Source organism: Photobacterium aphoticum (genome assembly GCF_001029435.1).
Classification (GTDB): Bacteria; Pseudomonadota; Gammaproteobacteria; order Enterobacterales; family Vibrionaceae; genus Photobacterium; species Photobacterium aphoticum.
Map to the genome: position 1 here is coordinate 44916 of NZ_LDOV01000006.1, position 21238 is coordinate 66153.

Annotated in this window: 15 protein-coding genes; 7 read left to right on the forward strand and 8 right to left on the reverse strand. The window is 50.5% G+C overall.

The window, feature by feature from the left end:
• Window positions 1-361 precede the first annotated feature (361 nt).
• Together ABT58_RS03090 and ABT58_RS03095 are read left to right on the forward strand one after the other, a co-directional pair.
• The gene (locus tag ABT58_RS03090) at window positions 362-2734 is read left to right on the forward strand and encodes a Lon protease family protein (RefSeq protein WP_047872900.1); all 2373 of its coding nucleotides are present in this window, start codon (window positions 362-364) and stop codon (window positions 2732-2734) included.
• Window positions 2735-2847: 113 nt separating this feature from the next.
• Window positions 2848-3150, forward strand: coding sequence for a hypothetical protein (locus ABT58_RS03095; RefSeq protein WP_146147246.1), 303 nt, complete (start codon window positions 2848-2850; stop codon window positions 3148-3150).
• A 38-nt stretch (window positions 3151-3188) separates the two neighbouring features.
• On the opposite strand, the gene ABT58_RS03100 is transcribed toward ABT58_RS03095, so the two are convergent.
• Window positions 3189-4448 carry a hydroxymethylglutaryl-CoA reductase gene (locus ABT58_RS03100; RefSeq protein WP_047872902.1) on the reverse strand — a complete coding sequence of 420 codons (1260 nt, stop codon included), beginning with the start codon at window positions 4446-4448 and terminating at the stop codon, window positions 3189-3191.
• A gap of 394 nt (window positions 4449-4842) precedes the next feature.
• Between ABT58_RS03100 and ABT58_RS03105 the strand changes: the two genes are divergently transcribed.
• Both ABT58_RS03105 and ABT58_RS03110 read left to right on the forward strand, forming a co-directional pair.
• Entirely contained in the window at window positions 4843-5751 is a 909-nt protein-coding gene (locus ABT58_RS03105; RefSeq protein ID WP_047872903.1) for an aldo/keto reductase, read from the forward strand.
• Between the two features lie 173 nt (window positions 5752-5924).
• Window positions 5925-6776: a TetR/AcrR family transcriptional regulator gene (locus tag ABT58_RS03110; protein WP_082210927.1), complete on the forward strand. Its 852-nt coding sequence runs from the start codon at window positions 5925-5927 to the stop codon at window positions 6774-6776.
• A gap of 121 nt (window positions 6777-6897) precedes the next feature.
• Here the strand turns inward: ABT58_RS03110 and ABT58_RS03115 are convergent, their stop codons facing one another.
• From ABT58_RS03115 to ABT58_RS03135, 5 genes are read right to left on the reverse strand one after another with little or no spacing between them, the layout of a single operon-like run.
• Window positions 6898-8349 (reverse strand): hypothetical protein, encoded by a 1452-nt coding sequence (locus ABT58_RS03115; RefSeq protein ID WP_047872904.1) that lies wholly within the window; start codon window positions 8347-8349, stop codon window positions 6898-6900.
• A complete protein-coding gene (locus ABT58_RS03120) occupies window positions 8346-9383 on the reverse strand; it encodes a family 8 glycosyl hydrolase (RefSeq protein WP_047872905.1) in 1038 nt (345 codons plus the stop codon). The genes ABT58_RS03115 and ABT58_RS03120 overlap by 4 nt, the downstream gene beginning before the upstream one ends.
• A complete protein-coding gene (locus tag ABT58_RS03125) occupies window positions 9380-11488 on the reverse strand; it encodes a hypothetical protein (RefSeq protein ID WP_053062936.1) in 2109 nt (702 codons plus the stop codon). The genes ABT58_RS03120 and ABT58_RS03125 overlap by 4 nt, the downstream gene beginning before the upstream one ends.
• Complete coding sequence (gene bcsA / locus ABT58_RS03130; RefSeq protein WP_047872906.1) at window positions 11485-13737, reverse strand: UDP-forming cellulose synthase catalytic subunit; 2253 nt, start codon at window positions 13735-13737, stop codon at window positions 11485-11487. The genes ABT58_RS03125 and bcsA overlap by 4 nt, the downstream gene beginning before the upstream one ends.
• 2 nt (window positions 13738-13739) lie before the next feature.
• Window positions 13740-14261, reverse strand: a complete 522-nt coding sequence (locus ABT58_RS03135) for a hypothetical protein (RefSeq protein ID WP_053062937.1) — start codon at window positions 14259-14261, stop codon at window positions 13740-13742.
• Between the two features lie 537 nt (window positions 14262-14798).
• Between ABT58_RS03135 and ABT58_RS03140 the strand changes: the two genes are divergently transcribed.
• The 3 genes from ABT58_RS03140 (at window position 14799) to ABT58_RS03150 (ending at window position 19467) form a co-directional block, all read left to right on the forward strand.
• On the forward strand, window positions 14799-17207 hold the full coding sequence (locus ABT58_RS03140) for an efflux RND transporter permease subunit (protein ID WP_082210924.1): 2409 nt from the start codon (window positions 14799-14801) through the stop codon (window positions 17205-17207).
• Window positions 17208-17259: 52 nt separating this feature from the next.
• Complete coding sequence (locus tag ABT58_RS03145) at window positions 17260-18138, forward strand: outer membrane lipoprotein-sorting protein (protein WP_082210928.1); 879 nt, start codon at window positions 17260-17262, stop codon at window positions 18136-18138.
• Between the two features lie 78 nt (window positions 18139-18216).
• Window positions 18217-19467 carry a hypothetical protein gene (locus tag ABT58_RS03150; RefSeq protein WP_229821794.1) on the forward strand — a complete coding sequence of 417 codons (1251 nt, stop codon included), beginning with the start codon at window positions 18217-18219 and terminating at the stop codon, window positions 19465-19467.
• A gap of 205 nt (window positions 19468-19672) precedes the next feature.
• On the opposite strand, the gene ABT58_RS03155 is transcribed toward ABT58_RS03150, so the two are convergent.
• Both ABT58_RS03155 and ABT58_RS03160 read right to left on the reverse strand, forming a co-directional pair.
• Window positions 19673-20113 (reverse strand): VOC family protein, encoded by a 441-nt coding sequence (locus tag ABT58_RS03155; protein WP_047872908.1) that lies wholly within the window; start codon window positions 20111-20113, stop codon window positions 19673-19675.
• A 75-nt stretch (window positions 20114-20188) separates the two neighbouring features.
• Window positions 20189-20869: a type 1 glutamine amidotransferase domain-containing protein gene (locus ABT58_RS03160; RefSeq protein ID WP_053062938.1), complete on the reverse strand. Its 681-nt coding sequence runs from the start codon at window positions 20867-20869 to the stop codon at window positions 20189-20191.
• Window positions 20870-21238: the final 369 nt, after the last annotated feature.

A 21238-nucleotide genomic window follows, 5' to 3' on the forward strand; every position in this document is an offset into this window, starting at 1 on the left:
GTTATTTTTATGGCTTTTTAGCGTCAGCAGCATGCCTGAATTGCGGCTTAGAGCGAATACTGTGTGAGGCAGAGTGCGATCACATTCTGACTAATGCCGTAAGTGAAAAAGCTGTGGAAAGTCATGTTGCGGTCGATCTCTCATCAATTCGGGCTATCCATCATTATCCCTATTATTTATAAGGTCTATTGGGCGGGATGTGTGGCGCACAAACAGGACGGTAAATCACGGTTTCTGGTTAAAAAAACAGCAATTAACTTGGATAAAGAGATGTAAACAACGTTAAATCTCGGTTAAGTCACTAAATGATAAAAATTTTCTGATTACACTGAAGAGGTTATTTGTTCATGGAGGGAGCCATATGACCATTCAATCCTTAAGCTGCGATAAGTTGTATCGCACAGCATCTTTACATGGCTTACCTGAAGATTGTAAGTCGACGAAAAACCTGACACCGCTGGACGAAATTGTCGGGCAAGAGCGGGCACAGCAAGCGGTAGAGTTTGCAATGTCCATTAAAGAGAAAGGCTACAACATTTATGCCATTGGCCGTAATGGTCTGGGTAAACGTACCATGGTGCTGCGTTACCTGAATCGCCATGATCCCAATGGAAACGGCCACACCCTGTATGACTGGTGTTATGTCGCGAACTTTGAAGAGCCGCGCAGCCCGAAAATTCTAAAATTACCGGCTGGGCGCGGTCATGCATTTCGTAAAGACATCGAAAAACTGATGACCCGTTTGGTCAAGGCCCTGCCACTCGCGTTCGATAACGAGATGTATTACAGCCGCTCTGAAAAGCTGAAAAATCAGTTGACGCAGAAGCAGGAAAGCGCCTTGCTGACCCTGACGAAAGAAGCGTTAGAGCGCAGCGTGAGCTTATCGGTCACGACCACCGGTGAATATCAGCTGGTGGCCCTGAATGGGGAAGAGCCGCATAACGAAGAGTCTTTCGCGGCGTTATCGGAAAAAGAGCAGAAAGCGTTTGAAGAAACCATTAATGATCTTGAACGCCAATTGCGCGGCATTGTTCGCCAATTGACGGAATTGGAGGAAGAATTTTCCGATAAAATTCAAAAACTCAATACCGAAATTGCCAATGATGTGGTGGCGCATTTCTTCAAAGTGCTTTTCGTGTCTTATAAAGAATTGCCTGAGGTTAAAGCGTACCTGAAGGCGATGCAGGCCGATATTCTGGATAATCTGGACATTTTCCTGGAAGAAAGTGAAGAGCAGGTGGCACTGGCTTATGCGGCTTTGGACAAGAAAATGCCGCGTCGTTACCAGATCAATGTGCTGGTGAGTCAGCCAGAGCAAAAATTCCCGATCGTGGTAGAAGAAAGCCCGAACTATCACTCGATTTTCGGCTATGTGGAAAACGCGACATTTAAAGGTACCGTGTTCACCGATTTCTCACTGATCCGCGCAGGTAGTTTGCACCGTGCTAATGGCGGGGTGCTCTTGATGGATGCGGTGAAAGTGTTGGAGCGTCCGTATGTGTGGGATGGCCTGAAACGTGCGTTGCGTGCCCGCAAACTGAGTGTGAGCTCGCTGGAAAAAGAAGTGACGTTATCGGGCACGATTTCCTTGGATCCCGAGCCGATCCCGCTCAATGTGAAGATCATCTTGTTCGGTGACTATCAAACTTATCAGTTACTGCAGCACTATGATCCTGAATTCAGTGAACTCTTCCGTGTGACCGCCGATTTTGAAGATGAAATGGTACGTACGGATGAAGCTGAAGTGCAGTATGCCCAGTTCATTTCCAGCATCGTGAATGATAACGGGATGTTGCATTGTGATCGTAAAGCGATCGCCCGGATCATCGAATACAGTTCTCGTCAGGCCGATGATCAAAATAAGCTGTCGTTGCATTCTGCCGATATTGCTAATTTATTGCGTGAAACCAATTACATGGCGAAATCGTCAAATGCGACGATGATCCGCGCGAACCACGTGGATCAAGCATTGCTCAGTCAGGAGAAGCGAGTCAGTCGACTGCGAGATCACGTGATGCAGACCTTTGTGAACGGCACCACGCTGATTGATACGCAGGGTGAGGTCGTCGGGCAGATCAATGGTTTGTCGGTGATCTCAACATCCAGCCATCAGTTTGGCGCGCCGAACCGTATTACTGCCACCACGGCGTATGGTAACGGGGAAGTGTTTGACATTGAACGCAGCGTGGATTTGGGTGGACGTATTCACTCCAAAGGGGTGATGATCTTGTCTGCATACCTTGCATCGCTGTTTGGCAAAACACGCCGTATTCCACTGACCACACACCTGACGTTTGAGCAGTCTTACGGTGGGGTAGACGGTGACAGTGCTTCTATGGCGGAACTGTGTGCGATTGTCTCTGCGTTTTCTTTGGTGCCATTGCGTCAGGATGTGGCGATCACCGGCTCAATGAACCAGTTTGGTGAAGCGCAGCCGATCGGTGGCGTGAATGAGAAAATCGAAGGCTTTTATGATGTGTGTGCCATTAAGGGCCGCACGGCACAGCAAGGGGTGATCATTCCGCAATCAAACGTGCATAACTTAATGCTGCGAAAAGATATTGTGGAAGCGGTAGAGAAAGGCGAGTTCCACATTTGGGCGATCAGCCATGTGTCGGAAGCGATTGAAATTCTGACTCGTCAGCCCGCAGGTATCCTCACTGCCGAAGGTACATACCCACTCGATTCGGTGTTAGGTCAAGCGCAGCTTAAATTGAATGCCTTGCGGGTGTAGTGCGATCTGCGCCGATAAATCCTACTCAAAGCCAGCGAAAGCTGGCTTTTTTCTGTCATACGATCAGCGCTTCGTTACACTACTTCGCCATTGAAAGGGAGGAGGAGAATCAGGTGAGCAAGGTAGATATCAGCAAACAGACAAGGCCAGTGTGTATGTGGAAACGCAAGGTAATGGGCATCGCTGTGTGGACGCTGCTGTTTCTTGGCTTTTTTCTGTTATTTCCGGAGGTGGGAAAGACGCATCCTCATCTTGCCTATTCTGCATTATTATCCCCTTTCATTGTTGTAACGGTCTTGATTGAGAACCCGACAGCGTTATTGGACGGTGAGTTTCCATCAGCACTCTATCCCGGGTTCATATATTGGGGGATTGTGGTTGGGATTGTTTGTTTTCTTCATCCCAAATCCCATTAAAACAGGTCTGTTCAAATCCGTCCGTTAAAGCACCATACTCACCGCGCCAGCTTATGATGCGCCCGTGAAAAATGCCCGGCACAGAATGCGCCAACGATAGACAGTTCTCCTGCCAAACATAATGCTGCGCAGACTTCTGCTAATGCTTGAGAGTTGCCGTGACCGTGTAGCCCCAGTAAATCAAGACTGGCTTTTTGGCTTGGTAATGACGTGCCGCCGCCCACTGTCCCGACCATGAGATTAGGCAGGGTGACAGAAGCATATAATCCACCGTGTTGATTGACTTCAATGCGGGTGATCCCCACTGCTGATTCCGCCACACAGGCCGCATCCTGACCGCAGGCGATATAGAACGCAGCTAAGGCATTGGCATAGTGTGCGTTAATACCAATGCTGCCACTGAGTGTGCCGCCGACGGTGGTCATGCGAGTGAAATCGGCCATTTTTTCTGGCGTGGTGAACAGCATTTTTTCAATGAGTGCTGCGTCAATATTCACTTCTGCCGTAACTTTTTTACCGCGCACACTGCGCAGGGTCTGTGCGGTGGCTTTCTTATCGCCCGACAAGTTGCCATCCAAAAAGGCTTGCAATGGCGGGATCGGAGAGTGGTGCAGAATGTATTCAAACACCGCATTGGTAGAAATGGTGACCATGTTCTGGCCAGACGCATCGCCCGTCACGTACTCAAACACCAAGTACACATGGTTACCTTCAATATTGACGCTGATGTCAGCCAGTTTGCCAAAACGGGTCGTGGATTCGGCAATGGTGCGGAAGTTGTCGTATTGCGTCACCACCCATGCGACGAATTGCCCCGCATCGGCCAAGTTGTAGAAGGCAAAACACGGAGTACGGGTGACGCCTTCATTCAATAACATGACACTGGCCCCGCCAGCCTGCGTAATCAACTGTGAGCCGCGACTGTAAGAGGCCACCAATGCGGCTTCGGTCGTCGCGAGCGGAACATGGTAATCGTCCTTGGCAAATAAGCCATTCACGCGCAATGGCCCCGCTATACCGACAGGCAGTTTCACCGTGCCGATGAAGTTTTCGATGTTTTTGTTGTACTGCGTCATCTGTGCCTGGGTGTGTGGATCCAACAGTTGTGATTGCGCGCTGGTGTGATCCAACATCTGCCAGCGTTTTTCTACCGCTTTGGGGGTGAGGTAGGGCGAACGTGGTTGACGTTTTGTGACAGGGTCATGGTGCGGGCCAAGTCGCGTAGTGAGCTCTGTGCAAGAGAGATCAGAAACCAGAGATGTCATGGTGTTACGGCGGTGCAGATTAAGCTTAGGCATAGCAGTCTTTCTTAAACAACGATGACAGGATTCTACCTGTCAGAGTGGAAAACACTGATCCTGCCAGATAGACCTGACGCTCGGCTGACCGTGTTGAATTACCGCCCAAGGGCGCCTAAGCCCCCATTGTGCGGCTAATGCATTGAAAGTATGGGAGATGCGAAAGGTGATCTTTCTGCTGTCTATGATGGTTCAGTCACACCCTGTAACAGTTTCGCATTTTCATGGGGCATTATCGTATCGGCGTCTTGCGCAATATTCGTGAGAACAGTCCAGCGGTGATAATTCATAACTGTGACCTGACAGACACTCTCTGGGGTGATGCTTGCAGAGGATAGGGGATGAGCCTAGGATGGATATCCGTTGTTAAAATGAGACATGGAGCAAGATCCCGATGGTGGCAAAAGTAGCACTCACCCCGAACGGGCCGCAGTTTTCTGAGCTGGTTCAAGGCTATTGGCGTTTAGGCGCGTGGAATATGAGCCCACAAGAACGATTGACGTTCTTGAAGCAGCATATTGAATTAGGGATCAGCACGGTCGATCACGCCGATATCTACGGCGATTATTCGTGCGAGCAACTGTTTGGTGAAGCTTTGGCGCTGGAACCAAGCATGCGTGACCAAATTGAAATCGTCACCAAATGTGACATTAAGTTGTGCTCCAGCCAGTTTGCTGACCGCAAAATTAATCATTACGATACGGGTAAAGCGCACATCATCGAGTCGGTGAATAACTCACTGTCTCGTTTGCACGTAGAGAACATCGATGTGTTGTTGATCCACCGTCCGGATGCATTAATGGATGCGGATGAAGTGGCAGAAGCGTTTGCAGAGCTGAAAGTGCAAGGCAAGGTCAATCACTTTGGTGTGTCGAACTTTACGCCATCGCAGTTTGATCTTCTGCAATCTCGCTTAGAAGCTCCGTTGGTGACCAATCAGGTAGAGATCAACCCATTGAATTTTGAGGTGGCACACGATGGCACCTTGGATCAGCTGCAAATGAAACGCACGAAGCCGATGGCGTGGTCATGCTTAGCGGGCGGTGATATTTTCTCTGGCCAAAGCGAGCAAGCGGTGCGTGTGCGCAATGAACTGGAAGCGATCCGTGAAGAAATCGGTGCCGCGAGCATTGATCAGGTGATTTATGCCTGGGTTCGTCGTCTGCCTTCACAGCCGTTACCGATCATTGGTTCCGGTAACATTGATCGTGTACGCGCAGCGGTGGACGCACTCACGCTGACACTGACTCGTGAACAATGGTACCGCGTATGGGTCGCATCAAAAGGTCACGGTGTGCCATAGTCGGTCAGCCGATTGGTCAATTAACCTAGCAACATAGATAAATTCGGAAGGCCTCATCATGAGGCCTTTTTTGTAGCTGTGCGTGTGAGGTGTTCAGGTATCAGAAGACCTAAACGTGAGTTCAATGGCGTTTCATGCTATAACGCCAATGTAATGATTGAGGAGTGATCATCATGGCACAGCAAGTAGGGAAGGCGAGTGCACCCGCGACAGACACACAAGTACCGACACCCAATTCTGATCTATCAGAGGTATCGGCAGACATCCCACCGGTGTTAACTAAAAAGCAGCAAGCGATCCTCGCCCGTGAAGCCGAGTTGCTGGATATTGCAAAAGCCATTGTGATCCGAGAAGGGTTCGCACATCTGACAATGGATAAGGTTGCTGCTGCCAGCCCTTACTCAAAAGGGACCATTTACAATCATTTCATCAGTAAAGAAGATCTCGTTACGGCGTTAGCCGCCCAAGCGTTTAAGCAAGAAATTCAACTCTTTCGTCGCGCACTGGCCTTTGATGGTAATAGCCGGGAAAAAGTGGTCGCTATGCATGTGGGTTATTCTCTGTTTACCCGTATGGAACCGGTGTTATCTCTGTGTGTGCTCACTAGTCGTACCCCGTTAGTGATTGAGAAAAGTTCACCACAACGATTGGCGTCTTTCAGTGAATTAGAAGAAGAGCTGGTTGGGATCAGCGATCAGTTTTTAGCAAACGGACTGGAGTCGGGCGCTTTGGTGTTACCGGAAGGGCTCAACCGCGACAGTGTGGTGTTTGCGAACTGGTCCATGGCCTTTGGTTCCAATGCGTTGATGAACAATGCCAGCCAGAGCTGCTGTGTCTCGCGTATCGCACAGAATTACTCGATTCTTCAAAATGCCAATTTGCTGCTTGATGGCTTACGTTGGCGACCTATGTCGGCAGATTTTGACTATTTCCAATCATGGAAACGCATAGAAGAAGAAGTGTTCGCACACGAAGTGCATTTACTTAATGAGTTGCAGACAACATCGCCACAGGATGTAATCTGAAATTTATAAGCGGCTTTTGCGATCACTCTGAACGTAACGTTGAGATAGCAGAAGAAAGAGAAAAGGGCCTGATGGCCCTTTTTTGGTTAAACGTTTGTTGCTTGAATGCTGGCTGTGCGGATCAGAAACAATGTTTGTAAGATTTCTTTTGGGCACATACCGCCGTTCTTAACGCTTCCTGATATTTCTTGTCATGCGGATACGCTTCGGCCAATTCACGGAAGGTACTGACAGCCCGTGTGGTCTGGTTAAAGTTGTAATACGCCCAGCCTTTAATTTCGGTCATATTCACATCTTTGCCGTATTGCTGCTCGAACTCGGTGCTTTTTTGAATCACGTACGCATAGTTCTGTTGTTCATAAGCATCCAGGATCTGCTTCGCTTCGCGTTTTTTGGCATACAGTTGGCGTTGAGCCGGATCGGGCAGGTTATGCGCCATATATTCCGCCCGCTGTTCAAAGCCGGCTTTGTTCAGTGCCAGCGTGTAACCATACTGGGTACTGTGGTAATCCTTGTCGGTCTCCGGCAGCGTCTTCAAGGCTTGCTCAAATGCGCGCATAGCCGTTAAGGGGCGATCCAGTTTATACCACTGCCAGGCAGCAAGTGCCTGTTGCTGGGGAGATAACGTACTCTGCTGTTGCAGTAGGTGCAGACAGGCCTGAGGATCATGGCGACATGCTTTGTCGAGCTTGGGCGAACTGCTGCCGGCATGCATTCTCGCCAGTGACGGGTAGCGGGCTGACCACTGCGTTTTTAATGCATCCGCTTTCTGTTGTTGCCCGAGCTGCTGCAGGCTTAAGATTTTTCCTTCAATCTGCTTACGGCTTGCGGTTCCTGACCAATTAATGGACTGGTTAAACCAGGCCAGCGCTTTTTGTGGTTGCTTCTGGCGCAGGTATTGCCAGCCCAGCAACTCCGCCCCTTTTACATCTTTCACTTTGTTTACTTGTAAGCTGGCATTTTGTGTTTGTTGGCGGGACAGACGCTGCTTGCCTAATTGTTTTAAATTAATTTGGTAAGCCAGTTTGTTGTACGCCTCCGCATCATAGCCACTGCTCTGGCGGTATTTGGCCAAAATATCCGGCCCGTTGTGTGAACGCGTCCAACTCAGGGTTTTCTGCGTGGTTGCCAGCGCATGCTCCGGACAGGATTGGAGCAGTTGAGTCAGCTTTTGTTTGGCATTCGGGCCGTATCCCGTTTGGGTTTCGGCCTGCAGTACCAGCCATGCCCATTGGATACGATCACAGGTGTTCCATTCGGGATGCGCGTTAATCAACGCGCTGGCTTGTGCCGTTTGGCGGTTGGTCACCTTTTCCGTTAAGGCGTTCAGGGTTGATTGGTAGTCAATTTCCCCCACCAGCTTGTCTGAGACATCTTGATTAGAAGCGGCCTGCTGAGCCGCTTGCCAGCCCTCTTTTTCCAGAATCTTCCAGATGGGGGTCTCATCATAGCCACTGTAAGTTTGCGGTGGATTGACCGTGACCGAAACCTGGCTGTCGAGTAATTGCACGTGAGCTTGCTCGTTGGCTAAAGCAGGCAGTGCGATCAGTAACGTGAGCAGTGAGGGTTTCATTGGCAGTACCTCTCGTGAAAGGCGATATGAGAAAAGATGATCAGGCTAGCCGAGTAATAGTCATCAGACAGCGTGGGTTGCGGCAGTGCACTACGGTGCTTGTAGTCTTCGTAGCTGAGTTGCACCAAGGTGGCGATGGCATTGGCGCCATTGGGTGCCGAATAACCCGCCATCTGGTTGGTTTTTACATCTACCCAGGCACGGTTGTGTGTCATGATCCAACTGCGGTAGTGATTGTTAATCGCGTTGTCATATCCGCCCCAAATCAGGTAAAGCGGAATACGGTAATTGCCGTAGCTAAAGCGGGACGGGAACTGTCTGGCCGGTTGCCATTGTTCATTGCGGTATTCCACCCAGTCAGAGGGTAAATGGAACGGGCCAAACTGACTTTTATCGAGAATACGCAGTCCCCCTTGGTTTAATGCGTGCCATTTGGGGCTGGATGCTGTCCGGTACTCGGCAAAGGCATTAAAGGCTGGATAGACCCAATAAGACGGGTTGATCACCGTTGATGAGGCATGCTCAAAGCCATAGTTAGCGGGTAGGAGCGCCGTTTGTTTATCCAAGGTGATCAGGTGTGATTTGGCTAATGCATCGATAATGCGGGATGCTGATTTGCCATACCCGTTATTGGGCCAGTTGGCTTCGGCTTTTAATAAAGCCCAGGCAATAAAGATGTCGCCATCACTGGCGTTATTAGGATCAGGAATATGCGGTGGTCTTGGTTGCCACTTCCAGGCAAACAGTGGATCGTTTTTCCGCTGCAACGTGGTGCGGGTCCATTCCCACAGTGATTTGAAGGTATGGTGATCGTGGAAGAAGGCTGCCATTAGCATGCCGTATCCTTGGCTTTCACTGTGGCTGATGCTGTCGTTACCGTTGTCTACCACACGGCCGTTATCGGTAATGAACTGTTGTTTGTAAAAGGACCACAATGAGGTGTCCTGCTGAATGTTGCAACCGTGTACCCCTGCTGGTACGGAAGAGTGGCTCAGTAAGGGGAGTGCGGCAAACAAAAAGGGAAGCCATCTCATGCGCGTTTCTCCAATCCACGGAACAAAATCAAGGCCAGTACAAGTACCAGGCTGAAGATCAGCAAGGGCAGACTGAACGGATAGGCAATAAAACCCGCACGCAGCAACTGCAAATCACCTTCTCTGCTGGGTAAGGTTAACTCAATGATCCCGCGTGTCGGTTGTACCGGTTGACTGAGGTAAATCGCCATTTCTTTCTGTAAGCTTGCCTCGTTTGCCGTGCTGAAGTTGATGGTACGCCAGCCGTTTTTTTGTGTGGTTAAGGTTGCAAACCCTTCTGCACTGAGCCCCGCACTCCATGGACTGGCAGAGGTTGGGTACTGGAAAAAACCTTGGGCTTGTGCGGCTGTGATCTCTTCCTCGGCATGTCGGCTATTGGCCATCAAGGCCAGCAATATTTGCCGTAAGTCATTGGAGGTTGTTGTTGCCGTGTTACCTGTCGTCATCGTTCCCAACGTCCCGCTATGACTGTGCGTACCCACATGAAAAGCCAGATTGAAAGGGCGGAGTTGTTTATCATTATCGGTGATTAACAGCTCTGTCATCGGCTCACGGGCTTGTAAGGTCAGGCGGCTCAGAAGTTGCCAGATATCACCCAATTCACTGTCTTCGGCAAAATCCACCGTTAACTGGCTGTCACGGCCATTTTTTTCGGTGATAAACAGCAATTGATCGGCCGGAAGTTGTTGCTCAAATTGGGTGAGGTAGTTGACCCAACTCCCTAGTTGAATTGCAGACGTTGCCGCAATGTCCGCCGTGAAAGGCACAATGTTTCCCGTTTGGCTCATCGCATGGCTTTGCTCCGGACCATACAGTTCAATACTGATGTTGTTCAGTCCCGGGCGCAGCAGGGTCATGGGAAAGTTCATGCGGTAATGCTGTTTGCTACGCCAATAGCTGGCTCGCAACGGCATACTGTTGGCATAGTCGCCATTCACACGTAGCACCATCGCGGCTTCCCCGGGGGTGACTTTGGGATGACTCAGCACCAGATTAACGTATGAGGTCTCGCCGTCATTCACCAGAAAGTTGGCTGGCATCATAAGAGGTAAGACGAGCGGTTCGTCGCCAAAGTGCAGTTGCTGGGTAAACAATTGCACCGGATAGCGGCTGCCGCTGCTGACTTGTGGCTGCTGTGCGACGGCCTGAGGGCTGATCAATCCATAGCTGTATTGCGGTAAGGGTTGAGCCGGGTTGGCGAAGTGACGGCCTGCATCCAGCAGTTCCTGCTCGTTACGACCAGACAGAATTAACTGCCAGTGGCCTTGGTGGTGATGCAATGCCATATAGGGACCGTTAATGGCATTCAGATAGTCATCCGGCAAGTTTGTATGTTGGCGGAGCGCATCTTGCAAACCATAAATCAGTTGAATCTGACTGCGGTTGCCGGCTGTCGGTGTGCGTTCGGCGCTGTAAAAACGGTACTGATAACTGTCACTCCCACTGCGCAGAGTCCAGCCCTGAACCAGCATACCAGCCAGTGTTAGATCGCTGGGGGCCGTGTCAGGCAATAAACTCACCAATTGAATGGCATGGTTGTACATCTGTCCGCTGCGCATCAGCGCTTCCGCTGTGGCCAGTGTGGGGGCTGCGTCGGTCGGTGTATAGCTGAGTTCAAAAAAGGAATGCTCAGCCAGCAATTCAGTGACCGCTTCGGCGGCTTCCACCCGTTGTTCACTCAGGCTTAATGAGTTGGGCAGCTGGTGGCGTACCGCGATGGTCAGGATATTGCCGAAGCGGGCCAGCAGCTCGGGGGTGAGGGAAATAACGACCTGTTGCGGCGCCCCGTTGGGTTGCAGTTGAATGGTCGCGAGCGCCTTTTGTCCCAGACTCACCCACAGGTTGGCAATGTCGATTTGGCCGGAGTGGGTCATCGACAGGGTGATTTGAATGTCGTTAGCGCGTTGGGTTTCCAAAATGGTCAGCGGAAAGCTGATTTTGTCCCACTGGCCGCGCAAAGTGGTATCCCTGCCTTGCGGGAGCAGAACGCTGAGCGGTACTTTAACGGTTTTTGTACCGCGAGTCGCATAGGGCTCTGCCCACGCGTGTGTGAAGGTGCCCGTCATGATCAGCAGGCCGAAGCAAAATATCATCAGCGATTTCATTGGCGTACATCCTGTGTCGAAGCTGAACGATCCGCAGAGGTCGCTGTCTCTGCAGGCTGCGGGTGAGTACGACGCGGCTTGAGCGACGCGGTCGTGGTCATCGTCATACTTTTGAAGGCCAGTTGGCAGAAGCTGGCTAAGGCATGTGGAATACTTTTTTTCTGCTGTTCTTCAAATTGACGACGGGCTTCCCAGCGACGGCTGAAACCATATGCGATGTCGGTAAACACCCGCAGGCTGTCACTGTTTTTATCCACCAGTTCACAATGCACACTTTGGCCATCGGCTAAGTAGCTGGCCTCATGCACCCGCATGGCAAAGCGATAAGGTTTCAGGTGGGCCTTTTCTTGCTGAGACTGTTTGGGTTTGGCGACATAGCAGGTCAGCTCAAACACATCACCGGGGGCGAGGTCATGATCATTGCCGTGTACCGTCAGTCGGGCACCACTGAGCGACGCGTTATTTAATGTGGCGTGAGATTGCTGCGAATTAATTTGTATTAGTGCTTGGGTTTCACACTCGGTACGTGGTTCGATACGACGCTGGCGTTTTTCCAAAGAGGCGCCCAGACAGACCATGGCCAGCAGCAAGTTGAGGGTGTTGAACACCAACACAATCGCCAATTGTCCTTGTTCAATCGGGTAGCTCATATAGCGGTAAACGCCCCAGCATTCAGCAGCAGCAACGATGGCGGTCAGGCCAACCAATACCGGTGTTAGGCTGGAAAAGTGGGTGTGATCCGTGGTCTCACCTTTGGGGGTGACGGTAAAACTTGGCTTGCGTGGGCTGACAATGACAGACAGCACCGGCAAGAACAGGAAAACGGATAAAATGGTTTCGTAAAACTCCGAAAACAACGTATTACGGGTTTTGCCGAACAGTTGTTGGTTGATCAGAATACTGATGATCAAATGCGGAATCGCATAGGCCACAAAGTCACTGGCGTTACCGACAAAAATCTGCAAATCAAACAGCAGATAGGCCAGTGGTGCAAGCAGGTACACCACACGAAATAGCGGGAAGAACCAGAAAATGGTGGAGTTGAGGTAACAGATCTTCTGTGGCCAAGACAGCCCGCGTTTGAGTACGGGGTTGTTGAGCATGAAGATCTGAATCATACCTTGCGCCCAGCGTGAACGTTGCGTGACGTAGGCCCCGAAGGTATCTGGTGATAAACCGGCAATCATGGCCTTGTTGATGTATGCGCTGTCCCAGCCTTTGGCATGCATATTCAAAGCGGTATCGGCATCTTCCGTAATGGTTTGGGTGGCAATGCCGCCGACATCTTCCAGTGCGGTACGGCGAATGACAGCCGCTGAGCCACAAAAGAAACTGGCGTTCCAAAAATCCATGCCTTTCAGAATACGGTTGTAGAACATCTCATTCTCAGCCGGCACGTTATTTTCAATCCCCAGGTTGCGTTCAATCGGATTAGGGGTCACAAAAAAATGGGGGGTTTGAACGAAGCCCAGAGACGGTTGTTGCTGGAACTGGCCAACGGTATTGACTAAAAAATCACGGCTTGGCACATGGTCCGCATCCAAAATCAGGATCAGATCGCCCTGGCTGTGTTTCATCGCATGGTTGATGTTACCGGCTTTGGCGTGGCTGTTGTCCGGACGGGTAAGGTAGTTGACGTCCAACTTTTCACATAACGCTTTTAACGCATTCGTGCGCTGGCGGGCCTCTTTCGCGGCGGCTGTGTCTTTCACATTCAGTTTTTGGGCTGTGCCACCATCATCCAGTACCCAAACCGTCACTTGCCCCGGATAGTGCAGTTGGGCTGCCGCTGCAATGGTCGGGCCAACAACATGCAGTGGCTCATTGTAGGTAGGAATGAAGACATCCACAGTCGGTACCGGCTCGGATTCATCGATGGGGATGATGGCGCGATCATGCTGTTTAACGTTTACGATCATCCCCATCAGGTAAATGGTGATGCCGTAAATTTCTGTAATGAACAGCGCGAGCGCAAAGGGGATGTCGAGGTGGCTTTCCCACGGCAGCGTATTGTCGTAGCGCCACCAAATGTAGCGTAACGAGATAAAGGCCCCGGTCAATAACATCACCAGATGGAGGTATTTTCGGTCGTTAGACGTCATGCTGAGAATGACGATCACCAGTGCAGAGCCGGAAATCCATAAGTGGGTTTCAGCCGTCACATCGACGGTCGCGAGATACAGGATAATAATGACGATTAGGAGACTGGCTAGCCACTTGATCCCTGTGAGAGCATTGAAGTGTCGCATTGTCATAGTTCCTCTAAGAAAAAGCTGGGTCTGAGCTCATCAAGCCATGTCAGTGAGTGTTTTTCTTCCGTGGTGCAGTAATGGATGAAAACGGAGAGATATTTACTTGCCCGTTTTGCATGCTGCTCTGCAAATGTGCAGCGATCGCCATTGGGCATGATGCTCACCCAGCGCTGGTAGGCGCCCACACTGTTGTATTTGCGCTCACCGGGTGTGGTGGGTAAGGCAAAGGCAAACTGTGCCGGAGGGACTGAGATCGGTTTGTTGGCGATGATCTGAACGATAAGGTTTTCCCCGCGCTGCAGGGTTGGGTTCGCTAATTCACTCCAATACCAGATAGACTGATTCCGATCCTGACGGTAGTTGCCCACGACCTCCATCCCTTGCGGGTAAATGGGCAACTGGTAATCATGAACTGGCACGGGGTCGTGAAAGTGATGGCTGACAGGTTGATGCTGCATCAACTGGCAACCTGAGAGTGTGGCGCCCCCAGCCAAGGTGCAAAGTAATACGCTTACTTTCATTATTCTTCTCTCCTGATGTCCCGCATACTGATATGCGTATTTGACATATGCAAAAATGCGACCAGCATATTGTTGAATTGCAAGTAATTGAATTTTGCGAAAACGTGCCGTAATTAGCGGGGATATGAGGGGAAGTTTGCAAAACGCGTTTTGATTTGAGAATCACATTGCAAAATACAATGCAGATTCAAAATAAATTTTCATCATTCATGTAGGGAATATCGGGCAGGCATGCGTGTGAGAAGGTTATCTTATTGATAGTTTTGATGGCGAAATAGTGCTTGATATGGTCAATTTATTCTCTATTATGACGTTTTGTCACTTTTGACTAATCGTCAAAAAGTGGCGTCATGCAGTGATTCGTGTCCAGAGAGACACGCCGAGGCCAGTAGCGGAACGAAAACGCCGCGAATGGTGCTGCCAGAGCGAGATCTGGCTGATTTTCACTGCATATCGTGCTTTGCCAAGGAGTTGTAGCCGGAGAAATCCGGTTTTTATTGCAAGGTATTTGACGAAACGTCACAAATGGAGCCCGTGATGAAGTTGAAAATACCCGACATCCCTGTCGATTACCCCAAAACCGTGTTGTTGTTTACCCTGTTGGCGATCATCCTTGCCACGCTGGGAATGAAAAACCTCTATTTTCGTGGTGATTATCAGATCTTCTTTGATGATACCAACCCGCAGCTTCAGGCCTTTCAGGAGATTGAAGCGACCTTTAATAAAACTGATACCATTTCCATCGTTATTGCCCCTGAAAACGGGAGCGTGTTTACGCCTGAATACCTCACGTTGATCCGTGACATCACGGAAGCGGCGTGGCAGACCCCGTATTCCAGCCGGGTCGACTCCATTGCCAACTATCAGCATACCGCCGCGCAAGGGGACGATTTGCTGGTGGAAGATCTGTTATTTGACGCCCATCCATTAACCCTTGAACGTATTGCCTATGTACAAAGCGTTGCCACGCAAGCACCACGCCTAAAGAACCTGTTGGTATCAGAACGCGGGCATGTCGCTGTGGTGAACATTACCTTGCAGTTACCGGCAGGGGATCAAACCGCGTTAGTCGCGGAAATCCACCAGCATGTAAAAAATCTGACAGAAAGCTATCACACTGCGCATCCGGAAGTGGTGTTCCATTTAGGGGGCATCATTGCGTTGAATTACGCCTTTGCAGAAGCTGCCATGGCGGATGGCAATACCCTGGTGCCGCTGATGTTTGTGGCTGTGTTAGTGATATTGGGCGTGATGTTGCGCTCGGTCAATGGCGTGATTGCCACGCTGACGGTCATCATTGCCACTGTATTGGCCACATTGGGGTTACTCGGTTGGGCCGGTAAGTTTCTTAATAACGGGACAGTAAATGTGCCGACTCTGATCATGACACTGGCGGTTGCGGACTGCGTGCATGTGATTACGTTAGTGTTGCAGTCTATGCGCCGTGGCATGACGAAAGCAGAAGCGATCACGCACAGTTTGCGTACTAATTTTGTCGCGCTGTTGATCACCTCACTCACGACGGCTGTGGGTTTTCTGATGATGAACGCCTCAGATTCGCCCGTATTGCGAGACATGGGCAACCTGTCGGCGGTGGGTGTGGTCATCGCTTTCTTGCTCGCCATTTCCCTGTTGCCCGCCATGCTTGCCTTGTTGCCATTGCGCGTGAAGGTACAACCCGAAGCCGCCGAGCAAACAGGCTTTACCCGCTTTGGGTGGTTGGCCGATTGGGTGATTGCCCGCTACCGGATGATTTTATCGGTGACCGTGGTGCTTGTGAGTGCCTGTGCGGTGCTGCTGACGCAAAACAGCGTGAACGATGACAGCGTCGAGTATTTTGATCAGTCTTACGCCTTCCGTCAGGCGGCGGATTTTATGGAAGACAATATCAGCGGCCTGACCAATATCAGCATTGTGGTCAAATCTGGCAAATCACAAGGTATTAATGATCCGGCATTTATGCAGATGCTAGGAGCCTTTTCTGACTGGCTGCGCGCACAACCTGAAACCGATCATGTTACCACGTTGTCGGATACCTTCCTGCGTTTGAACAAAAACATGCACGGGGATGATCCTGCGTACTACCGTCTGCCTGACGATCAATCGCTCGCGGCGCAATACTTGCTGCTGTATGAAATGTCCCTGCCATACGGGCTGGATCTCAATAACGAAATCAATATTGATAAGTCGTCGGTCAAGTTACTGCTCACTACTGAAAATCTTGGTAGTAAAGAGATGGTCGCACTGGAGCAACGCATTTATCAGTGGTTTGACGATTACAGGGTTGAACATAACGTGCCGCACTATTCGGTATTAGCGTCCAGCCCGAACCTGATGTTCTCGCACATTGGTGAAGTGAACATGACCAGCATGCTGCAGACGCTGCCCGTCACTTTGGTGTTCATCTCGTTGCTGCTCATCGGCGCTTTGCGCTCATGGCATTTGGGAGCGATCAGTCTGATCCCTAACCTTGTGCCAGCGGTGATCGGTTTTGGCCTCTGGGCGGTGATCTCGGGTGAAATCAATCTGGGCTTGTCGGTAGTAGTCACCCTGACGTTGGGGATTGTGGTGGATGATTGCGTCCACTTCCTGACCAAATACCAGCATGCCCGCCGCCAAGGTAAAGATGTGGAAGCGGGGATCCGTTATGCCTTCAGCACCGTAGGCAAAGCCTTGTGGGTAACTACCGTGGTGTTGGTTTGTGGATTTGGTGTATTGGCACTGTCCAGCTTCCGCCTCAATGCTGACTTGGGCTTGTTAAGTGCTTTGGTGATCAGTATTGCGCTGGTGGTCGATTTCATTGTGTTGCCAGCGGTATTACTGATGTTTGACCGTCAGCAATATGCGTCTGATGGCCCCGATCTTTCTCGTGTCGCAAACACAGGTGTTTCCTCTCGTTCACTCAATACAGCAAGCGCCACGTCTACCACATTGAAACAAGGATGATGATATGAAAACGAAAACAGATTTAGCCGTGTCCGGTTTAACAACGTATCTGATGGCAGGCGCGATCGCCAGCGTGATTGCACTGCCTGCTTTTGCAGAAAACGCGTTATCGCAAGCGGTCTCCTCAACCACCGGTTCTAGTTTGTCTGCACGTGTTGTCGGCAGTGTGGCAGGCAGCTTGTCGACAGGTATCACAGAGAGTGAAGCGATGACTCCGCAAGCGCAGGGACTGGCGATTGCAAAAGATCGTAAAGCGCGGGATATCGGCTGGCAGGATTCGGTGGCTACCTTGAGTATGGTGTTGGAAAACGCGCAAGGGGAAACCAGTGAGCGGAAGCTGCGGATCAAAAATCTCGAAGTGGCAGACGATGGCGATAAAGGCCTGACGGTGTTTGATCAGCCGCGAGACGTCAAAGGTACAGCCTTTCTGAATTTTTCGCATACCACCAAACCGGATGATCAGTGGCTTTACCTGCCTGCATTGAAGCGGGTGAAGCGGATAGCATCGCGCAATAAATCGGGGCCGTTCATGGGCAGTGAGTTTGCTTATGAAGATCTCAGCTCGTTTGAGATTGAGAAGTACACCTTCACTCTGCTCAAGGAAGAGAGCTTTAATGGGCAGGCGAGTTATGTGCTAGAGCAGATCCCTACGGATGACTTTTCCGGCTACACCCGCCAAGTTGTCTGGTTAGATCAAATGCATTTGCGTCCGCTCAAAATGGACTTCTATGATCGCCGTCAGGCGCTGCTGAAAACCCTCGATTTTACCGATTATCAGCAGTATCTCGACCAGTATTGGCGCGCCCATACCATGGTGATGACCAATCATCAGACCGGTAAGAAAACCACGCTAACAACCCATGACTTGCAGTTTAAGACGGGTCTGTCTGAAGGGGACTTTAGTCAGCACAGCTTAAAGCGCGCGAGGTAGGTGGTGTTGAGCACAAACAGAAAAAATGCCGTCTTCTCTGGTTTGAGGCTGGGTCTGTTTGGGGCTGTCGTATGTTCGATGATTGGGCATACGGCAGCTAATGCAGCGACAGACGCAACGACCGAGTCGAATAGCTTCACTGATATTCGCCTGTCGCCCACAGAGCTGCGGGGCAGTATCGCCCTTGAGCACCGCCAGTTTTTCCAGTCGGGCAGTGAAGGACAAGAGACTGCGCAGCCATCATTGGTGTTGGCTCCCGAATGGTACTGGGACATCGACGGATTATGGCGGGAGGGGGAGTCTGCTTTCGCCTTGTCTCCCTTTTTTCGTTGGGATGGCATGGATGATGAACGTACCCACGGTGATATTCGTGAAGCCTTATATCTGTACTATCACGATAACTGGGAATTACGAGCCGGGATCGGCCGGGTGTTCTGGGGCGTGACCGAATCACAACATCTGGTGGATGTGATCAACCAAACCGATGCGGTTGAATCTGTTGATGGGGAAGACAAGCTGGGTCAGCCGATGGTACAGCTGAGTTATTTCAGCAATTGGGGGGCGGTTGATGCGTTTGTCTTGCCATACTTTCGTGAGCGTACATTTGCAGGCAAAGACGGGCGTTTAAGTGTGCCGGGTGTGGATCCTGACAAGGCATTGTATGAATCCAGCCGTAAGCAACAGCATATGGATGTTGCCCTGCGTTACAGCCACAGTTTTTCGCTGGAGGAGATGTCGGCTTGGGGTACTGGTATCTGGGATTTAGGCGTCAGCTATTTTCACGGGACTAACCGCGATCCGTATTTTGTGGTAGTTGATGATCTAACTTATCCGTTGATCCCTTTCTATGCTCAGATGGATCAAGTCGGGCTGGATGTGCAAGCACTGTGGGGGGATTGGCTATGGAAAGCGGAAGCCTTACGTCGCTGGAGCTGGGATGATCACACTGCCTTTACGGGCGGGTTTGAATACACCTTCATTGGTGTCGGTTGGGGAGAAGAGCAGCACATCTGGGATGTGGGAGTACTGGCCGAATACTTGTATGACAGCCGAGGCAGTGATGCACCCGTAGTGGGGCAAAATGATCTGTTTGTGGGCTTACGCTGGGTGCTGAATGACATCGCGGGCACCGAAGTGCTGTTAGGTGTTAGTCAGGACTTGGACGACAGCGATTCACGCACCGGACGTATTGAAGCCTCCAGCCGCTTTAACGATGCCTGGAAATGGCACCTGAATGCGTGGTTCTTTGAAGCCAATGACAGTCATGATCCTGTTTATGTCTATCGTCGTGATGACATGGTGACCATGAAGGTGTCGTATTACTTTTAGCAAGGCGCGAGTTTTTGAGGGACGAGGCTTGAGAAAGAGCAAAAAGCAGTAGAGAGGGAAGAGCTGGGACGAGTGTCGGGGAAGATCAAAGGCACGAGCGAAAGAAACAAAGTGGAAAGTGAAAATCAGTGCGCCGGTATAGGCGCACTGAAAGTGGTGTGTTGGTGACTAGCTCAGTTTCCAGGCGCCAGTTATTACGAGCCGGTTACCAGGCACCAGTGTTTTCCATGGAGGCCCACGGTTCGGCGGGAGGCAGTGCGTCACCTTTTTGTAGCAACTCAATCGAGATACCGTCAGGTGAGCGGACAAAGGCCATGTAGCCATCACGCGGTGGGCGGTTGATGGTCACGCCGCCGGCTTGCAGTTTTTCACATAGCGCGTAAATATCATCAACACGGAAAGCTAAGTGACCGAAGTTGCGGCCGCCGGTGTATTCTTCCGGATCCCAGTTGTAGGTGAGTTCAATCAATGGCGCATTGTGAGTGCGTGCGTGGGCTTCATCGCCTGGGGCGGCTAAGAACACCAAGGTAAAGCGGCCTTTTTCGCTCTCTTTGCGGTGGGTTTCCACCAGACCAAGGTGGTTACAGTAAAAGTCTAACGAGGCGTCAAGGTCGCTGACGCGCACCATGGTATGTAAGTATTCCATCGTACATCCTGTCTCAGTGTAAAGGGCGCAATGTGTCGGTTATCGCACACTGTGGTTGATGAACAAATAATAACATCAATTAGTTAACAGTAAACGGGCAACGGCTTTGCCCACGCCAATGGCTGATTGCGGGTTTTGCCCTGTCACGAGTTGCCCATCTTCTACCACATATTCACGCCATGCCTCAGCACACTGGAATGCTGCATTGGTCGCTTTTAAGGCATCTTCCAGTAAGAACGGCACCACGCCCGTTAAGCCAATGGCTTCCTCTTCTTCATTGGTAAACCCGGTCACCTTTTTGTGAGCGAGGATGTGATCCCCATTAGGATGGCGCAAGTTGACCAGCGCGGCAGGCCCGTGACAGATCGCCGCAATGATCCCGCCTTTTTCATAAATGGCTAAGCTGACACGTTGAATATGCTCATCGTCCACAAAGTCCCACATGGTGCCATGCCCGCCGGCAAAGATGATCGCATCGTAATTCGATGGCAGTACATTATTGATAGAGGGGCTTTGTTTGAGGACATCGACCAATTCAGGCGTAGCCAGAAAACGGGCATTGTATTCATCGTTCTCATCCCAACTTTTGGGATCGACCGGCGTTTCACCGCCTGCAATCGAGACAATATCGACCCCAATGTGTTGGTCGGCAAGGGCATAATAGGGATGTGTCAGCTCAGACAGCCAGAAGCCGGTGGGTGTCCCAGTATGCCCCAACATCGCGTGGCTGGTAAGAACTATCAGTGCTTTTGCCATCGTCTTCCTTCCTCTTTCGTGCGCAGAATGGGCAAGTTAGAGGAAAGTATAGTTGGGGATGTCAATGACGATAGTGCTTTACCTTCATGCGTCTCGTAATGAAACGGCAGTCATATTATCAGTGCGTATGTCGACATCGTTTTGTGAAAAATGTCATTATCAATAATGTTTTTTATTTTTTTTGATTGCCTGCGATTATCAATCAAAACAGAAATTTAAATCTCTCTCAATGCGTGAATATAGTTTATTTTATATTTTCCTTGAACAGAGAGCATTGTCATTCACGCAACGATATATCATAGTTATTCTCGGTTTGAATTGTGTTATTTGAATGAAACCTGAATGAAACCCAGGGCGAGAGCATGAATG

Coding starts and splice junctions, on each gene's coding strand:
- ABT58_RS03090 (WP_047872900.1), top strand. CDS start 362: ATGACCATTCAATCCTTAAGCTGCGATAAGTTGTATCGCACAGCATCT.
- ABT58_RS03100 (WP_047872902.1), bottom strand. CDS start 4,448: ATGCCTAAGCTTAATCTGCACCGCCGTAACACCATGACATCTCTGGTT.
- ABT58_RS03105 (WP_047872903.1), top strand. CDS start 4,843: ATGGTGGCAAAAGTAGCACTCACCCCGAACGGGCCGCAGTTTTCTGAG.
- ABT58_RS03110 (WP_082210927.1), top strand. CDS start 5,925: ATGGCACAGCAAGTAGGGAAGGCGAGTGCACCCGCGACAGACACACAA.
- ABT58_RS03115 (WP_047872904.1), bottom strand. CDS start 8,349: ATGAAACCCTCACTGCTCACGTTACTGATCGCACTGCCTGCTTTAGCC.
- ABT58_RS03120 (WP_047872905.1), bottom strand. CDS start 9,383: ATGAGATGGCTTCCCTTTTTGTTTGCCGCACTCCCCTTACTGAGCCAC.
- ABT58_RS03125 (WP_053062936.1), bottom strand. CDS start 11,488: ATGAAATCGCTGATGATATTTTGCTTCGGCCTGCTGATCATGACGGGC.
- bcsA (WP_047872906.1), bottom strand. CDS start 13,737: ATGCGACACTTCAATGCTCTCACAGGGATCAAGTGGCTAGCCAGTCTC.
- ABT58_RS03135 (WP_053062937.1), bottom strand. CDS start 14,261: ATGAAAGTAAGCGTATTACTTTGCACCTTGGCTGGGGGCGCCACACTC.
- ABT58_RS03140 (WP_082210924.1), top strand. CDS start 14,799: ATGAAGTTGAAAATACCCGACATCCCTGTCGATTACCCCAAAACCGTG.
- ABT58_RS03145 (WP_082210928.1), top strand. CDS start 17,260: ATGGCAGGCGCGATCGCCAGCGTGATTGCACTGCCTGCTTTTGCAGAA.
- ABT58_RS03150 (WP_229821794.1), top strand. CDS start 18,217: ATGATTGGGCATACGGCAGCTAATGCAGCGACAGACGCAACGACCGAG.
- ABT58_RS03155 (WP_047872908.1), bottom strand. CDS start 20,113: ATGGAATACTTACATACCATGGTGCGCGTCAGCGACCTTGACGCCTCG.
- ABT58_RS03160 (WP_053062938.1), bottom strand. CDS start 20,869: ATGGCAAAAGCACTGATAGTTCTTACCAGCCACGCGATGTTGGGGCAT.